Annotated in this window: 11 protein-coding genes; all 11 read left to right on the top strand. The window is 42.3% G+C overall.

Annotated features, from left to right (window positions below; translation table 11 throughout):
• Window positions 1–5 precede the first annotated feature (5 nt).
• The 11 genes from DXB91_RS12490 to DXB91_RS12445 all read left to right on the top strand — a co-directional run bounded on the left by DXB91_RS12490 (window position 6) and on the right by DXB91_RS12445 (window position 17436).
• The gene (locus DXB91_RS12490; RefSeq protein ID WP_118018239.1) at window positions 6–389 is read left to right on the top strand and encodes an HK97 gp10 family phage protein; all 384 of its coding nucleotides are present in this window, start codon (window positions 6–8) and stop codon (window positions 387–389) included.
• Complete coding sequence (locus DXB91_RS12485; protein ID WP_158564613.1) at window positions 386–7009, top strand: tape measure protein; 6624 nt, start codon at window positions 386–388, stop codon at window positions 7007–7009. Before DXB91_RS12490 ends, DXB91_RS12485 begins: the two co-directional genes overlap by 4 nt.
• A gap of 2 nt (window positions 7010–7011) precedes the next feature.
• Window positions 7012–9633, top strand: coding sequence for a fibronectin type III domain-containing protein (locus DXB91_RS12480; RefSeq protein ID WP_118018235.1), 2622 nt, complete (start codon window positions 7012–7014; stop codon window positions 9631–9633).
• Between the two features lies 1 nt (window position 9634).
• A complete protein-coding gene (locus DXB91_RS12475; RefSeq protein ID WP_118018233.1) occupies window positions 9635–10696 on the top strand; it encodes a hypothetical protein in 1062 nt (353 codons plus the stop codon).
• 6 nt (window positions 10697–10702) lie between these two features.
• A complete protein-coding gene (locus tag DXB91_RS12470) occupies window positions 10703–12169 on the top strand; it encodes a hypothetical protein (protein WP_118018231.1) in 1467 nt (488 codons plus the stop codon).
• Window positions 12170–12187: 18 nt separating this feature from the next.
• Window positions 12188–13270 carry a collagen-like protein gene (locus DXB91_RS14580; RefSeq protein WP_158564611.1) on the top strand — a complete coding sequence of 361 codons (1083 nt, stop codon included), beginning with the start codon at window positions 12188–12190 and terminating at the stop codon, window positions 13268–13270.
• A 12-nt stretch (window positions 13271–13282) separates the two neighbouring features.
• The gene (locus tag DXB91_RS12465) at window positions 13283–15157 is read left to right on the top strand and encodes a hypothetical protein (protein ID WP_118018229.1); all 1875 of its coding nucleotides are present in this window, start codon (window positions 13283–13285) and stop codon (window positions 15155–15157) included.
• A gap of 20 nt (window positions 15158–15177) precedes the next feature.
• Window positions 15178–15501, top strand: a complete 324-nt coding sequence (locus DXB91_RS12460; RefSeq protein WP_118018227.1) for a hypothetical protein — start codon at window positions 15178–15180, stop codon at window positions 15499–15501.
• 6 nt (window positions 15502–15507) lie between these two features.
• The gene (locus DXB91_RS12455) at window positions 15508–15819 is read left to right on the top strand and encodes a hypothetical protein (protein ID WP_118018225.1); all 312 of its coding nucleotides are present in this window, start codon (window positions 15508–15510) and stop codon (window positions 15817–15819) included.
• Entirely contained in the window at window positions 15819–16736 is a 918-nt protein-coding gene (locus tag DXB91_RS12450) for a GH25 family lysozyme (protein ID WP_118018223.1), read from the top strand. Before DXB91_RS12455 ends, DXB91_RS12450 begins: the two co-directional genes overlap by 1 nt.
• Before the next feature lie 514 nt (window positions 16737–17250).
• Window positions 17251–17436: a hypothetical protein gene (locus DXB91_RS12445; RefSeq protein WP_117822842.1), complete on the top strand. Its 186-nt coding sequence runs from the start codon at window positions 17251–17253 to the stop codon at window positions 17434–17436.
• Window positions 17437–17967 lie beyond the last annotated feature (531 nt).

Below are 17967 nucleotides of genomic sequence, written 5' to 3'. Positions count from 1 at the left end.
ATTGTATGAGTGCTATTCAGTTTAAGCAGAAAGGTGACTTCTCAAAACTTACGAGTTTTCTTGAGCGAGCCAAAGAAGGAATACATCTTGGAAAGCTCAACAAGTATGGCAGAGCTGGGGTAGAAGCATTAGCTTCAGCAACACCTGTGGACTCAGGAGAAACTGCCAACTCATGGTATTACAAGATAGAAAACCAGAACGGAACAGCTACAATCTCTTTTTTAAATTCAAACGTGAATGAAGGGGTTCCGATAGCTGTGATACTGCAATACGGACACGGAACCGGTACTGGGGGCTGGGTAGAAGGAAGAGATTATATCAATCCTGCTATCCGGCCTATTTTTGACCAAATAGCAAATGATGCATGGAAGGATGTGATAAGTGGATGAGTAACACAATCGACGAAAAAGTTGTTGAGATGAAATTTGACAACAAAAACTTTGAAACTAATGTCAAAACAACCATGACATCATTGGATAGATTAAACGAAAAACTTCAGCTTAGGGGTTCTGAGAAAAGTTTTCAGGCTATAGACAGCGCTGCCAAGAGCGTATCATTTGACAGTCTCATATCGAATGTCGAATACCTCAGGAAGCGATTCTCAGTTATGGGTATAGCTGGAATGCAGGTTGTTCAGAACCTTACAAACACCGTCATGACATCTGTCACCAAAGCAAAAAACTTTGTTGAACAGGCTATATCAGGCGGCGGTCTCAGCAGAGCCATGAAACTCGACCAGGCAAACTTCAAGCTTATGGGATTGCTACAGGATGACGCCAAGCAGGTAGCCGCAATAATGGACGATGTCGATTATGGTGTATCAGGAACAGCATATAGTCTTGATGCAGCGGCAAGTGTAGCAGCTCAGCTTGCGGCTTCTGGTATGCGTGCTGGAGAAGGTATGCAGCATGCGTTACGAGGTATTTCCGGTGTGGCGGCTATGACTGGAAGTACATACGAAGATATCGGTCGTATATATACACAGATTGCTGGCCAGGGACGAATGATGGGAGATCAGTTGCTTCAGCTTTCAGGAAGGGGTATGAACGCTGCCGCTACATTGGCAAAGTATCTTAATACAACCGAAGCCGAAGTTCGTGACATGGTCTCCAAAGGCAAGATAGATTTCCAGACGTTTGCTGACATTATGGATAAGGAATATGGAGAGCATGCCAAGAAAGCAAACGAGACATTTGATGGAGCATTAGCAAACGTTAAGTCGGCGCTTGCTAAGATTGGTGCAAATTTCTATAAGCCGCTCATAGAACAGAACGGCCCATTAGTAGGAATACTTAACACTGTTCGACTGAAGATAAATGATATAAAAGAGGTAACACTTCCGTTCGTAGAGAGTGCCTCTAAAGGCGTAGCCAAGCTTATCAATTACGCCAATACTTTGGTAAGCAAGATCAATCCAAAAACACTGTTCAGTGGGTTAACTTCAAAATGGGATAATCTCATGAACAAGATAAGCGAAGCTGGCGTGTCCGAGGATACCTTCACAGCAAAGCTCAAAGAGGTTGCTAAAGAACAGGGTATAAACATAGATTCGTTGCTGAAGAAGTATGGCTCACTGGCAAATATCTTTGCCAAGGGTAAATTATCTGGCAGTTTGATAATAGATACTCTGAAAAGGCTCACAAATGACACATCCAAAGCATCTGAGTCTACACAGGACATAACTAACAAGGTTGAATACTTCAACGATGTTGTCTCGAAAACTATTCGCGGAGATTTTGGTAATGGTGAGGAAAGAATAAAGGCGCTCACCGCAGCCAACTACGATTATGCTCAGGTACAGGCTTTGGTTAATAAAGTTTGGGAGCGTAATGGGCATAACTGGTCTGATTGTACGTTGAGCGCGGATGAGCTCACAGAAGCCATGGCAAGTCTGTCAGATAAAGAAGCGGAAACTTTGGGACTTACCGAAGACCAGATAAAGACACTTCGAGATCTTGCAACACAGGCGGAAAAGACAGGTACTCCGATTAGCGAGCTGATAGCGAGTCTGAACAAACCAAGTGGCAAAGAACTTCTCATAGAGTCTTTCCAGAATGCAGTAAAAGGAGCAACCCAGGTTGCCAAAGCATTCAAACAGGCATACTCAGAGATGTTCACAACATCGGATAAGTCCGGAGAAAGTACATTATATCGTATTACAGAAACTGTCAATAAGTTCTCACAGCATCTTGTTATGAGCGATGAAAAGGCAGACAAACTCCGGAGAACTCTCAAGGGACTATTCGCTTTAATCAGCATGATCAGCAACATTGTCGGCGGAGGATTAAAACTAAGTCTTAAAGTGATAAATGTTCTGCTCAAGTATTTTAATCTGGATCTCTTGACAGTAACTGCATACATCGGAGACTTCCTTGTAAAACTTCGGGATGCCACCGACTTCAGTAAATTGTTCGGTAAGGTACTGGATAAAGTTTCACCGTATCTCAGAAAATTTTCAGACGGTTTCAAAGATTGGATACAGGGGCTTAAAGATGCCGACAACATACCGAAGTACATATTGGAGGGGCTTGTAAACGGTCTCAAGAATGGTGGAAAAGAAGTAGTCAGTACAATAATCCAGATAGGAAAAGATATGCTGGCGGGAATTAAATCTGTGCTCGGGATACATTCTCCATCGGTAGAGTTTTACAAAATCGGAGATTTCTCCATGACCGGATGGTTCAATGGAATTCAAAATGGAGTATCCAAGTTACTGGAACTTATTAAGAGCATAGGCAGTAGTATTCTTGACACGCTCAAGGGGATTGACTTCGGAAAAGTTTTGGCTGTCGGTCTCGGCGTTGGATTACTCTATGTGACTAATAATGTAACGAAGGCGGTTACGTCATTCAGCAAGGCAGTAGAAGCAATCGCAGCACCTGCTAAAGGTTTTGGCGAATTGCTCGAAAGCGTAGGAGGGTTCTTCACAACATTTGGAAAAGGCATACAGAAATATTTCAAGGCAAAACAGTTAGACCTTATTGCAAAATCTGTGTTGGAACTTGCACTTGCTGTAGCGGTGCTTTCTGGATCCTTATGGGTTGTGTCACAGATAGATGACAATAAACTTTGGTCATCTATTGCTGCTATTGGTGCTTTATCAGCAATTGTTGCAGGATTGGCTACAGCTATAACACTGATGGGTAAAATCGGTGGCGGTGCCAAGGGCGCTCTAACAGTTGTTGGTGTGTGTGCAGCATTGTTATTAGCGACGATAGCGTTGAAGAAGTTACAGAGTCTCGATCCAGAAAAAATGGGGCCTATTGTTGATGCGCTTGGTTACTTACTTATAAAACTCGGTATAGTTTGCGGAGCGTTGATGGTTGTATCGAACCTTTCAAAAGGTACTGATAAAGCAGGCAGTCTTTTGTTAAAGATGTCCGCATCATTGTTAATAATAGCAAAAGCTATAGAGGCACTGGCCAAGCTTACCCCAGAGGGGGTCCTTCAGGGGGTAATAGTGATAGAACTCATGCAGGGGTTCTTCATAAAGATGGTGGCAGTCTCATACTTTGCAGGAGAGCATGCCGATAAGGCGGGAAAAATGCTTATCAAGATGAGCGTGGCAATGGCTATCATGGTCGGTGTTGTAAAACTTGCGTCTAAACTTGATGGTGATGAAGTGCTTAGCGGAATAGCAGTAATAGGCCTGATTACGCTTTTGTTTGAGGCCATAATCATAGTTTCACAAACAGCAGGTGAATATGGTTCCAAGGCAGGGGCTATGTTACTTGGTATGAGTATTGCCATCGGAGTCCTTGTTGGAGTAATAAAATTGATAAGTTATCTTGATGAATCAGAAGTTAAACGAGGACTCAAGATAATCGGCGTTATAGAAGTAATGTTTGCAGCAATTATAGCGGTATCAAAATTTGCAGGTGAGAATGCAGCAAAAGCAGGAGCTATGTTGCTCATGATGTCTGGAGCGTTACTTATCATAACCGGCGTAATATTCATACTTACTCAGATAGATCCGGATGCGTTACCAAGAGCAACTCTGGTTGTTTCTATATTAGAGACGTTATTTGGGGGACTCATATATGTGTCACAGTATGCTGAGAAGGTGAAAAAGGGCACCATCATATCTATGACAGTAGCTATTGGTGTATTGGTAGCAGCTGTAGTCGGACTTACATTCCTGGATTCAAGTAAGTTAGCAGTGGCAACATCATGTATTTCTGCACTTATGATATCGTTCGGTGCAATGATGGCACTGACAAAATTTAGCAAGAATACCAAACAGATGCGTGGAACAATGGTACAGATGTTGGGCGTTGTGGTGGTTCTCGGTGGGGTAATAGCGGCAATGTCTATGCTAAATACAGATAATGCTATTCAGAGTTCGGCAGCATTATCGTTATTGCTTTTATCGTTTGCCTCAGCATTTGCAATTATGGGTAGGTCAGGACGAATATCCAAGACAGTCACAGACAATCTATATACCATGACTGGTGTTGTTGGAGTATTAGCACTTATATTGGGTGCCATGAATGCACTACATGTAGAGGCGTCAATACAGAGTGCTATTGCATTGGGCGTATTGCTGAATGCTATGGCGGCATCTATGGTAATGCTTAGTTTGGTAAAAAAGATTCCAACTACCGCTGTAGGCGCTATGGCCTTGATGGGTCTTGTTGTAGGCGAGCTGGGAGTCATACTTGGGTTACTGAACAAATATGATCTGAATGCATCAATAGGTACCGCAACCGCGCTATCTATATTACTCATGGCAATGTCAGTGGCTATGATACCTTTGGCTCTCATTGGAACAGGTGCACTTGCGGCAATAGCGGGAGCTACAGCTATGATTGCTATTGTTACAGAGATCGGCTTATTCATAGCAGCGCTTGGTGCACTATCTAGTGAGTATCCAGAGTTACAGGATTTCCTGGACAAGGGGATACCATTATTGTCAGCCATAGGTGAAGGAATAGGTGAGTTCTTTGGTAGTATCGTGAGTGGCTTTGTATCCAGCGTTGCTGATGTATTGCCAGATATAGGTACGAAGCTATCTGAGTTTGCAACAAACATCTCGCCTTTTATCACTACAATGACACAGGTGGATAAGACAGCCATGGAAGGTGCCAAGGCGCTGGCAGAGACACTTCTGTTGCTCACAGCAGCTAGTCTGTTGGACAGTCTCACAAAGTTCCTTGGTGGTGGAGTTGACTACGATCAGCTTGCCATAGATTTAGCTGCTTATGGTAAGGCCGTAGTAGCATTCTCAAACGCGACAAAGGGTAAGATAGACGGTGATTCGGTGACCGTAGCAGCAAATGCTGGAAAGGTGCTGGCAGAATTACAGAAATCCATACCGCGTTCTGGTGGATGGGCACAGAAGATCATGGGCGAGAAAGACATGAGTGTATTCTCCGATGGCATAACAGCTTTCGGAGATGCTATAGTCGCATTCTCAAACACCATAGTTCAAAATGGTGGAATAGACAAAGACGCTGTAGATAATGCTGCAAAGTGTGGCGAAATCATGGCTGCATTGAACGATAAGATCCCGGCGCAAGATGGAGTATGGCAGTGCTTTACTGGTGAGAAAAAACTTAGTACATTTGGCGCCAATCTCAAGGACTTCGGCGGTGCTCTTGTTGAGTTCAGTAATATTGTTGCTGGTAAGACCGATAAGGGTTCGCTGGATCCAGATGCGATTAACAAAGCAAAAGATATGGGCGAGTTGATGGTGACATTGAATGAAGCTGTTCCCGCGACTGGCGGCATTATAGCATACTTCAAAGGCGATAACAGCTTAGGCTCATTTGGCGAAAACATTGTATCATTTGGCAATGCGTTGGTTGATTTCTCTAATAGTGTAAGCGGAAAAATCAGTGACGATGCAGTAAATGCCGCTGACAATGCTGGACAGATGATGGTAAATCTTCAGAAACAGATTTCTGGATTGAATGACGATTCATTCGATTGTCTTGATTCTCTTGGAAGTGCACTCGAAACATGGGGTTCGCATCTCAGCAATTATTCAGCTAATATTTCAGGTGTAGATACTGACCAACTCGGAACAGTGACAGATGAAATAAGTACTCTATATTCCTTCGTAGAAAAGATGACAACATTTGATGCGGACGGACTTTCACAGTTCACAGCAAGTCTCAACAATATAGGTACTATAAGTCTGGACAACTTTGTGAGTGCATTTGGTGATGCTGGAGATAAGGCTTCTTCTGTCATAACGACATTCATTGACAATATGATAAATAAAGTGAATGGCAGAAAGCAGAAGTGGGAGAATGCTGGTAGTTCGGCGATGATCGTGTTCAAGAAAGGAATCAGTAATAAATCCGGGGAAGTAGCATCAGCAGCGGGAACAGTTGCAAGCGACGGAGCAGATGCAATGTCGGAGTATAACAACCGATACTACAATATCGGTGTGAATCTTGTAGAAGGATTTGCCAGAGGTATACGAGACAGAGCATACAAAGCCACCAATGCTGCAAGGCAGATGGCTAAGAATACAGAGACTACTACCAAGAAAGTATTGGATGAGCATTCACCATCTAAGGTATTCCTGCGTATAGGTAGATATCTTGCAGAAGGTCTTGCCATAGGTGTTGCTCGTGGAAGTAGCAAGGTATATGCGTCAGTAAGCGATCTGTCCAATACTGTCGTAGACAAGGCTGGCACAGTAATGTCGATGATATCGGATGCGCTGAACCTCGATCTTGATTATGAGCCAACAATCACACCTGTAGTCGATATGGGTAATGTGACAAGTAGCATGGATGCAATTAATAATATGCTCAACAAAAACCCACAGATTTTCACAGGACTTAGATCCGGTTCAGTGGATGCGCTACTTGAGCGTAGAAATAATCAAAATGGAAATTCTGATGTTATTGAAGCTATAGACAGGTTGTCGAAGCGAATAAATCAGACTCCTGGAAATACATATAACGTGAACGGAATAACTTATGACGACGGAAGCAATATCGCGTCTGTTGTCGAACAGTTAGTACGAGCAGCTGTAGTGGAGAGGAGGGCATAAGCATGGGTAAGAAAGTCACAAACCTAAAGGTTACCAAACAGACTGGGACCGATAATACATATTTTGCTACATGGGAGTTTGCAGAGCCTAAGGTTTATACCAAGTCCAAATATGTTCTCGTGGGTTCTGTTGTATCTTTTGATTATCTCGAGTCGGAGATCGTGCAGTTCACCAATGGTGTTAAGGTCAGTTCAGATGTGAAGAATGATACGTGGAAGGTTGCCGATATAAAAGGTAACAATGCAAGGTTAGGCAAGAATAAATCAGGTACAAAGAACCTGAATAGTACGGTATCTATGAAACACCTCAAGAATGCTGATAATGGAAAGAAAGCACTGATACCCATTGCAAATACTGACCATTACAGTGTGCATTGGTATTACAGTAGTGGAGATGGGGTGTGGTTTGATGGCGGTGCATCGGATGTCAAAGTCAAGAACGCCACGTACACCCCTCCAAGTAATGCCATAAGAATGAAATGTGTGGTCAAACCGGTGTCTAAAACGTATAAGGAAAATGTAAAATCTGGAAAGACCACAAAGCAGGTAACTAAGAGTTACTGGACTGGGGATGCTGTATCGGTTATACGAAGCGTCGAGGGAGTAAACAACCCGGAGACTCTAGGGGCACCTATGGTATCCATAGACCAGTACAAGCTCACAGCAAGCATCGACAACATCACAGATTCTAAGTGTGATAAAGTGTCATTCTATATACTCAAAGATAAGAAAAAAGCAAAGATAGTTACAGCAGAGGTAAAAGCATCCAAGGCATCAATAACGATCACTGTGGATGCTGGCTGTAGCTATGATGTAAGATGCAGAGCCATCAATGTAGTGAGCTCGAAGACAAGTATAACCGGTGAATGGGGCGAATGGACATATGATACAAAGTCTGCACCAGGTAAGATAAAAAAGATCACGAGTGTAAAAACTCTTACAGAAACATCAGCATACATAAGCTGGGACAAGGTCACACAGGCCGAGAAATATGAAATAGAATACACTGAAAAGAAAGAGTACTTTGACAGTTCTAATGCGGTAAGTTCTACATCCGTTGATGCAAATGTAAATCATGCCGAGATAACAGGGCTTACAACAGGAACAAGGTATTATTTCAGAGTCAGAGTAACTAATAGTGCCGGTTCATCAAACTGGACGACGGGAACATATACAGTTGCTCTGGGAACAAAACCTTCTGCCCCAACAACATGGTCAAATAAGACTGTGTTGGGTATAGGCGAGAAGATCTTACTTTATTGGGTTCAGAATTCAGAGGATGGGTCAGACCAGTCACATGCGCAGCTTAATTTGAGTATCGATGGTGTATCACAGCCGACAATAAACCTGGACAAATATATCGGCAAGGGCGATACAAACAGTGTTTATACTATAGATACAAAGAACTATACGAAAGACACAGTGATAAAATGGTCAATCCGAACGGCAGGTGTTACTGGGGAATACGGCGACTGGTCAATAACCAGAGAAGTGAAAGTGTATGCACAACCAACAGTACAACTTACGTTAAGCAATAAGAATAATGAACCAATCACTGAGATCACATCGTTCCCAATAGTACTTGAATGTACAACTCAGCCTGATACACAGAAACTCATAAGTGCGAGCGTGACAATATCATCAAATGATACATACCAGACAATGGATAATTTGGGTAACTTCAAAATGGTATATGCAGGGGATGTGATATTCAATAAGTATTACAGTGGAACTCCGCAGACATCCAAGGACGGTGTAGAATATGACGACAACAGAACTGCCATTACACTGAGTGCTAACAACATAGATTTTGAAAGTGGTCATACTTATACGATCAACTGTGTTGTAGCATTAGATTCTGGGCTTACTGCGACAGATACCATAGAAATGACTGTGGAATGGGAAGAAAACAAGTTATCCCCAGATGCGTCAATAGTAATCGACCCAGAAACACTCACGGCAATTATCAGTCCATGGTGCGTTGATGAGAACGAAGAACTTGCAGTCGATGTATTGTTATCAGTGTACAGAAGAGAGTTTGACGGCACCTTTACGGAAATAGAAACAGGCGTAGCAAATACAATGGGTATTTCAGTGCCAGACCAGCATCCGGCTCTTGACACGGCAAGTTATAGGATAATTGCAATAGATCAGAACACGGGGGTAGTCAGTTATGCAGATGTAGCAGAAGATGTCGGAGAAACTGCTGTAATAATTCAGTGGGATGAACAGTGGGGATCATATGATGCTTCGGGTGGAGATGGGGATGCTTTGGAGGAACCTGCATGGACATGCAAGATGCTCAGACTTCCTTATAATATTGACATCTCAGATAGCTTTAATCCAGATACAGAGTTACTTGAATATGCTGGTAGAGAGCATCCTGTCAGCTATTACGGAACACAGATAGGGCATACATCGAACTGGAATGTAGTCATACCGCACAATGATAAAGATACGCTTTCGATGATCCGGGAGCTTACAAGATGGCTTAACGACGTATATGTAAGAGAACCGTCCGGTACAGGTTACTGGGCAAGCATTTCTGTATCCTACAGCCAGACACATTGCGAGTTAACTACACCGGTACAGTTCAGTGTTACACGAGTCGAAGGGGGTAAGTGATATGCCTGATTGGACAAAACCAATGCAGCAGACATACGAATACTACATTGTCGATCCTGCGACATGGCGGGATACCGAACGGCTTATGAACGTGAAGATGGGCGCAACAATATCGAGGGACGCTGATGCTGATACACTTGGCTCGGCGTCTTTTGATTTATCAGAGAGTATTGGGGAATGTTATATAAGGACATACCTCGTCACAATTCAAAATGGGATACGTGAACGGTTTCCATTGGGGACGCATATGGTTCAGACACCATCAGAAGAGTTTGATGGTAAGGCAAAAAGCGTATCTGTAGATGCGTATACACCTCTTATCGAGTTGAAAGAAAATCCGCCTCCACTTGGCTTTTCCATACGGAAGGGTGAACCGATAATGGACAATGTGTGCTCACTAACCAAGTCACATGCGAGGGCGCCGGTGATAGAGTGCACAGACAATAAGAAATTGGAAGTGGATTTTGTTTCTAATACGGACGACAACTGGCTAACGTTCCTGAAAGATCTGAGCAGTAATGCGAAGTACGAGTACGAACTTGACGATCTGGGACAGATATGTTTTAGGCCAGTGCAGGAGGTTACGGCATTACAACCGGTTGTTACTTTCGACGATAGCAACAGTTCTATACTTTTACCAAGTATAACCATCAGCAGGGACCTTTATGGGATACCAAATGTTGTGGAGATACTGTATTCCGGAAACAATCTCACATATCAGACAAGAGTGGTCAACAACGACCCGAATAGCCCGATATCTACAGTGAATCGTGGGCGGGAAATAATTCGCAGAGTGACGAATCCGTCGCTTACAGGGAACCCAACAAAAGCACAGATTGACGAATATGCAAGGCAGTTGTTAAAAACACTGTCTACACTAGAATATACTGTGAGTTATTCCCATGGGTATTATCCAGTTCGGGTTGGGGATTGTGTTCTGCTTAATTATGAAAGGGCAGGAATACTCAATCAGAAAGCAAAAATCATAAGTCAGTCTATCAAGTGTACAACAGGATGCGTTGTCACAGAAAAGGCAATATATACAAATAGTTTATGGGGGTGATGAGCCATGCAATTATCGGCGGATCTTGTATCTAAATTTGTTAAGGCAACCAAGGATACAAAAACACAGGATGGTACAACTATGTACGGCACAGTGGTGATGCAGAACGGTACCCCATATGTACGACTTGATGGTTCTGAGATACTCACCCCGGTTACATCTATGGCGGATGTGCACAGTCTTGAGCGGGTAATGGTTCTTGTTAAGGATCATACAGCAACAATAATGGGAAATATATCTTCACCATCAGCTCGAAGCGATGATGTTAAAGTACTTACTGAAGTTGTTGCTGACAAGGCGAGTATTGGCGATCTCAAGACAATAAATGCAGATATAGAGAATCTCAAGGCTGATAACGTAGAGATATCCGATAAGTTGACAGCTACAGAAGCCGATATAAAAGATCTCGAAGCAGATAATGTCACTATAAATGAAAAACTTACAGCTAATAATGCCAGCATCAAGGAACTTGAAGTGGACAATGTCAGCATACATGAGAAACTCACTGCCAATGATGCAACCATAGAAGAACTTCAAACCGGGAAGCTTGATGCAAAACTGGCTGATATAAAGTATGCACAGATAGATTTTGCAAATATAGGCAAGGCAGCACTGGAGCAGTTCTTTGCGAAAAGCGGTTTGATAGAAAATGTCGTGGTTGGCGATCAGCAGATAACTGGCACATTGGTTGGTGTAACTATCCTGGGTGACAGCATCAAGGGCGGTACAGTCATAGCAGATAAGCTGGTTATCAAAGGAGAAGATGGACTGTACTACAAGCTGAATACCGATGGTAACACGGTAGAGAAAGAGCAGACGGATTACAATAGCCTTGATGGCGGTGTGATCAGAGCCAAGTCTATCACGGCAACTAAGATAGCTGTTGATGATCTTGTGGCATTTGGAGCAACAATAGGCGGCTGGCACATAGTGGATGGTGGTTTATACTCTGGCACAAAGGAGAGTATGAGTAATATCTCCCGGGGAACATATCTCGGAAGCGATGGTCAGATAAACGTTGGTGATTCTGACAATTTCATAATGTTCTATGTGGATAATAAGGGGGAATCCCATCTTGCTATATCGGCAGATAAATTCACCCTTGGCAAGCAGAATATAGAAAACGTTATAAGCGACATAAAACAGGATGTTAATAATGTCAGAGATGAGATAACCACACTCCTGAGAATAGAATCATCAAGAGGAACGGTATTCAAGAATAATGCAGTATCAACAGTCTTGTCTGTGGTGATATATCATGGAAAAGACAGGATAACAGACATAGATAAATTACACAAGGTTTATGGAAGCTCTGCATATATTCAGTGGAAATGGCAGAGGCTTGAAGAAGAAACATATGGAATTATATTATCCACCGACTCTCGAATAGAAAATGGTGGTTTTTCTTTTGTACTCACACCGGATGATGTAGATACAAAGGTGACTTTCATGTGTGAATTAATAACAGATTAATGAGGAGGAAAATAATCTATGGCAACAATAAAAGCAGCAGATCAGATTACAGTGCTTGATGTGTCAGACGCATATAACGTTGTGCTGTCAAGCGAGGCGTATACATTTCTTGGGGACACGCAGGGAGCTGCGGCCGGTTCTAAATGCACAACAGATGCAGCAGCATATTGCGGTAATAACATGTGTTCCGTTGTTACAGTAGATGCTAAGGCAATCGTATGTCCAACAGGTGTGACGGCTGAGGTAAGCAACAGTGGAACTCCAAAAGTTACAATCACGTTTACTCTGACAGCAAAGCTGACAACCGCATGCGAAGCGACTGTCCCAGTTGTTGTTGACGGTGTAACTATCAACAAGAAGTTCTCATTTGCAGTAGCAAAGACAGGAGCTACAGGTGCTAAGGGCGATAAAGGAGCTACAGGCCCAACCGGACCACAGGGTCCTCAGGGGGTATCCCCAACTGTATCAGTTACCAAAGCTAATGGTGTGACAACCATAACCATCACCGATAAAGACGGCACACATACCCAGACAGTAAAAGATGGTACAAATGGTACTCCTGGTGCAGCGGGGGCAAACGGCAAGACCCCATACTTCCATGTAAAGTACTCAAATGATGGCGGCAAGACATTCACATCAAACTCAGGTGAAGATGTTGGAATGTATATCGGTACATGTACTGATTATAACCAGGCAGACCCAGCAACCGTCAGTTCATATACATGGGCGAGAATTAAAGGTGAAACAGGTGCTAAGGGCGATAAAGGAGCTACAGGTCCAACAGGACCACAGGGGGATACTGGAGCAACAGGACCACGGGGACCTCAAGGTAATGCAGGAGCAGACGCAATAACTGTAACAATCACATCAAGCAATGGTATTATCTTTAAAAATAATATCGGTTCTACCGTGCTTACAGCACATGTATTTCAGGGAGGCAAAGAGATTACAGGAATTAGTAGTGCTGGCGTTGTGCCAGGAGGATTAGGAACCTTAAAGTGGTACAAAGGGTCAACTTTCTTGAAAGCAGCAGCAACATATCCAGTTACTGCTGAGGCTGTGGACAACTCTCAGGCTTACATATGTCAGCTTGAAGCGTAAGGGGGTGTTTCTATGGCTACTATCAAAGCCAAGGCAGAAATAACCATATTTAATGTCAAGGATGTCAAGAGTGTAACAAGGTATTATCTACTTCAATCATCCACAGCTACAGCACCGGCTAAACCTACAACTATCAATCCTGGGGGTAATTGGAAGACGACAGAGCCGTCTTATACGGATGGCTCTACAAATACCTTATATTTTGTTGATCTGACTATTATGAGCGATGGCAAGACATTCAGTTACTCAGATGTATCGAAGTCGAGCAGCTACGAAGCGGCTAAGTCAGCATGGAATAAAGCAAACAATGCTCAGAAGACTGCCGACGGTATTGCTAATAACATTTATGTTCCTGGTACGGTACAAATAAATGGTGGGAAGATCCAGGCTGGTTCGCTTGATGTGTCTAAAATATTGATGGGAGACCCTTCAAATTTATCACAGCTTAGCGAACATACATATGCAAGTTTAGGGTGGTCGGCCAAAAGCAATGAAAAAGAAGATTATCAAGTAACATTTATTCGAGATCTTCAGGTACCTGTTGGTGATAGGCCGGAATACAACTTGAAAGTTCCGGTTAGCTTTGCATATTCAGGAAATCCACAAGGCATGAAATATTTATTGACTATGGACGATTACGATATAGTGGGTTATACAGCATCTACAGGTAAAACTGAATCATTGAAAAATCAATCTTACTTTAGTCTATCACCAAAGATCCTATATACTAAGCCAGCGACGATGCAGCCATATGTTAAATTTGAGAACATAGCAAGCAACACATGGGTATTGTCTATGCCAGAATCTATGCCAATGGTAAAAGACTTTCAATTTTATATGTGTATAGCGAAAGCGGATGGTGTTCCATCAGGATTGACATATATTACGCTTAGCATCTCAAATTTGCGAATAACAAAAATCACAGATGGGTCTAGTATAACGGGCATAATCAAGAGTACAAATTATGTCGAAGATTCTAATGGAGATTGTATAAGTGGGATGATGACCAATTATTCGTCCGGCGAGATACGAACGCCAAACGGTAGATGGGATGATGATGGATTAGTAACAAAAGCATTATCTGCTACTGGCGGGAAAATCGGTGGATGGGACATCCGGGACGGAACATTGTACTCTGCGGGAAGTGCGTCAAGTGACGATGGAACGCAGCTTATAAGAACATACACTATTTTGGACCCTACTTCATTCACGCCAATAGAAATCATAGTAAGTGAAAGAGCGGATTATTCAGATGCTGATTGGTGGAGAATAGAATCCACAAAAAAACTAGTGTCCAGTACCTTCGATTACGATATAGGTAAATTAAAGGCGGGCGATAGTTTTATTGGTGGATGGGGAATCACCGCAAGTCGAATAATCAGCAAAATTGGACTAAGTATGGGTGCTGGTGGAGCAGGGTTAATACTCTGTAATGAAGATGGCAAACCAGTTATTTGGATACAGGACAAGAACAGCAAGCAGACATTTCGAGTTGATCAAGATGGCACAATGTACCACAATGATAATGTTTTAGGTGAAGTAATAACAAAAAACGTTGGTGCAAAATCCATGAGCTCAGGTACTTGGACAGACACAGGTGCATCAGTTACGTTGCCAGCAGGAAAATACGTTGTTAATGGTACAGTACTGTTTAATAGTGCCGCTAATGGACAGAGGGGCGCCCGATTTGCCACATCATCTACTGACTACTTCAGAGAGAGCCAACAGATGAATATAGCAGGAACAACAAAAGGAGTAACAAGTGTACAGTGCTCGTATATTGCGGACTTGAAAACATCAACAAAACTCAACCTTCAGGGAATACAGTCAAGTGGTGCGGCATTGAGCACTATTAACAGTTACATTCAGGCAATCAGAATAGCATAAGTCGGAAAGGATAGAAAGATATGAACATATGGATACAAACAATAGTGTCGATAATCGTCGCGGTATTGGCATCATCAGGATTATGGGCGTTTTTGCTTAAAAAATCAGATAAAAAAGACGCTCAGTCGGAAATGCTGATGGGCTTGGCACATGACCGGATACTTTATTTGGGAAAGAGCTATCTTGAACGGTCACCTACATATATAACAATGGACGAGTATGACAATCTCAAGAATTATTTATATGAGCCCTATAAAAAACTTGGCGGTAATGGTACTGCCGAGCGGGTTATGGATGAGATTGACAAACTCCCCATTACGCCAAACGATCACGGAAAGGAGTAGATTAAAATGGAGAAAATTTCATTATTACTTATCGCAGTTGCGATTATATGCACTGTGATCACAGTTATCACACAGTTTACAAAGGAATTAGGATTCCTTAAAAAGATACCAACCTCACTACAGGTACTCATCACGAGCATCATTGTATGTGAGGTCTTTTTATTTGGGGTTCTTTCATATTATAATATCGCACTCATGTGGTATTACCCGGTAGCTATTCTGTTTGCATCTTTTCTTATTGCTTATATTTGTATGTTCGGTTGGGAAAAGCTCATAGAAATGTTCAAGCGCTTTTGGAAAAAGGAGAGTGATTTTTGATGAATGGAATAGATATATCAGCGCATCAGGATGGTATTAATCTCTCTAAGGTGGCTTGCGACTTTATAATAGTCAAGGCTACCGAGGGATCAGACTACTTCAACAGATGTTTCAATGACCACGCTAACAAGACACTCAAGCTTAGCCGCTTACTGGGTATGTACCACTACGCAAATGGTGGGGACGTCAAGAAGGAGGCAGATTTCTTCTTAGATAAGATAAAGAAGTTCATAGGTAAGGGGATCATAGCCCTTGATTGGGAAGCCGACAACAATCCTAGATTTGGCAGAGATGATACGGAGTGGTGCGAGGCATGGTGCAACTATATATATCGTAAAACTGGAATTAAGCCTTTCATCTATATACAGAAGTCGATGATGAATAGAGTTAAGTCTGCTGGATACCCACTCTGGATAGCTCAGTATGCAGATGATAACGATACTGGATTCCAGAAGACTCCTTGGAATGAAGGCTCTTATGATTGCATTATCAGGCAGTACTCTTCCCATGGACGACTCAACGGATATAATGGTAATCTTGATCTCAATAAGGCGTACATATCCAAGGCAACTTGGCAGAAGTATGCTGGGGTTAAAACTGCAACATCTTCAACGACTAAGCCTACCATAAAGAAGAAGTCCATTGCAACGATAGCAAAGGAAGTCCTCGCAGGCAAATGGGGGAATGGCGACGTTAGAAAGTCAAGGTTGACTAAGGCTGGGTACAACTATGAGAAAGTTCAGGCGGAGGTCAACAAGCAGGTAAAGGCTTCTCATGTAAAGTCTACCGACGAGATTGCACGAGAGGTAATTGCCGGTAAATGGGGGAACGGCGAAGAGCGCAAGACCAAGCTCAAGAAAGCTGGATACGACCCGGAAAAGATCCAGAAGCGAGTCAATGAATTGATGGCTAGATAGTCAACGATAGCGTCAAAATGGGGTAAAAAGTGGTGTATTATTACAATATGCATACTATTAACGCCTAAAATCGTTGAAAATAAAGGACTTACAGCATCTGTTGAGGAAGCTGCTAACGCTGGCAAATTCTAAATAAAAGGCTTAAAAGCTAGACTTTTTGGGCTATTCAGACTAGGTAATTCGGTCTGGATAGCCCTATTTTTATGTCCATAAGACACGTAAAAGTCGCAAGCAAGTCACAAGCAACAAGTCACACAAGTCACAAACCCTGTAGACTGTGTGAGTTGGGGGGTAGTTCCTGTGTTGTTATGTTCAGTATAAGGTGATTACTCAGTTGATGAATTCTTAATATCGCAAAATTTATTTGCAGTGTCTGAAATGAATAAATGTCTGAGTTGTTTTGGTGAGACATGTAAAAAATGTTAGAAATCAGATAAACAGCAAGGCAGATTGTATTGGATATCGCAAATTTTTTATGCGAAATAATATTAATTATGAATAGGAGGTAATTCATATGAGTTATCGAAGAAAGAACGGCACAGGGGGTATCACCAAAATGTCAGGAAAGAGAAACAATCCTTATAGAGTTAGGATTACGGAAACTTTTGTGGTGGATCCTTTCGATCATTCGATTCGTACACAGGGAGAAAAGGAAGAATTAATTCAACGTAAATTTGTGAGGGTAGGTGAAGTCGTATAACACCAACTTGCATGAGAAGATTGAAATGCAGAAAGCCAAGGAACTTTTTGGAAAAAGTAATTGAGTGATTAATCCTGTCTTGCTATAATTGAGACAGGGTTAGTTTTGAAGAAGATTATAAAATCCTTTCAAAATGGTTAAAATGAATTTGTGACACAATCTTCAAAAGGGCTTAGTGAAGCACTTGGAACGCTAAAGCCCAAAATTGATATAGCTACAGTTGCTGCTAAGGTTGAAACCTAGCAGGAACAGACCAAGAAAGCAAAAAATCACCGTTACGATTATGGATGAAGTTCTTCATAGTAGACGCGTATTTGGACATAATGGCGGTGTAAGCCATGCGGCAAATATAATTAATACGATAAATTCAGGTACATTTGCTCAAACAGAAAAACGCCTTGCTATAGAAGGATTTACTAGGATTGTTCCAGACATTGTATGGAATCTTGGTAATCAATTCTACGCTTGGGCACATTAAAGGAGACCAGCTATGAAAAGTCAACCATAGATTAGCTGGAAATTATTAAATCA

Source organism: Coprococcus sp. OM06-34AC (genome assembly GCF_003462545.1).
Classification (GTDB): domain Bacteria; phylum Bacillota; class Clostridia; order Lachnospirales; family Lachnospiraceae; genus Coprococcus; species Coprococcus aceti.
Note: the sequence above shows the minus strand (reverse complement) of the source record. Positions and strands in the feature narration are given on the sequence as shown.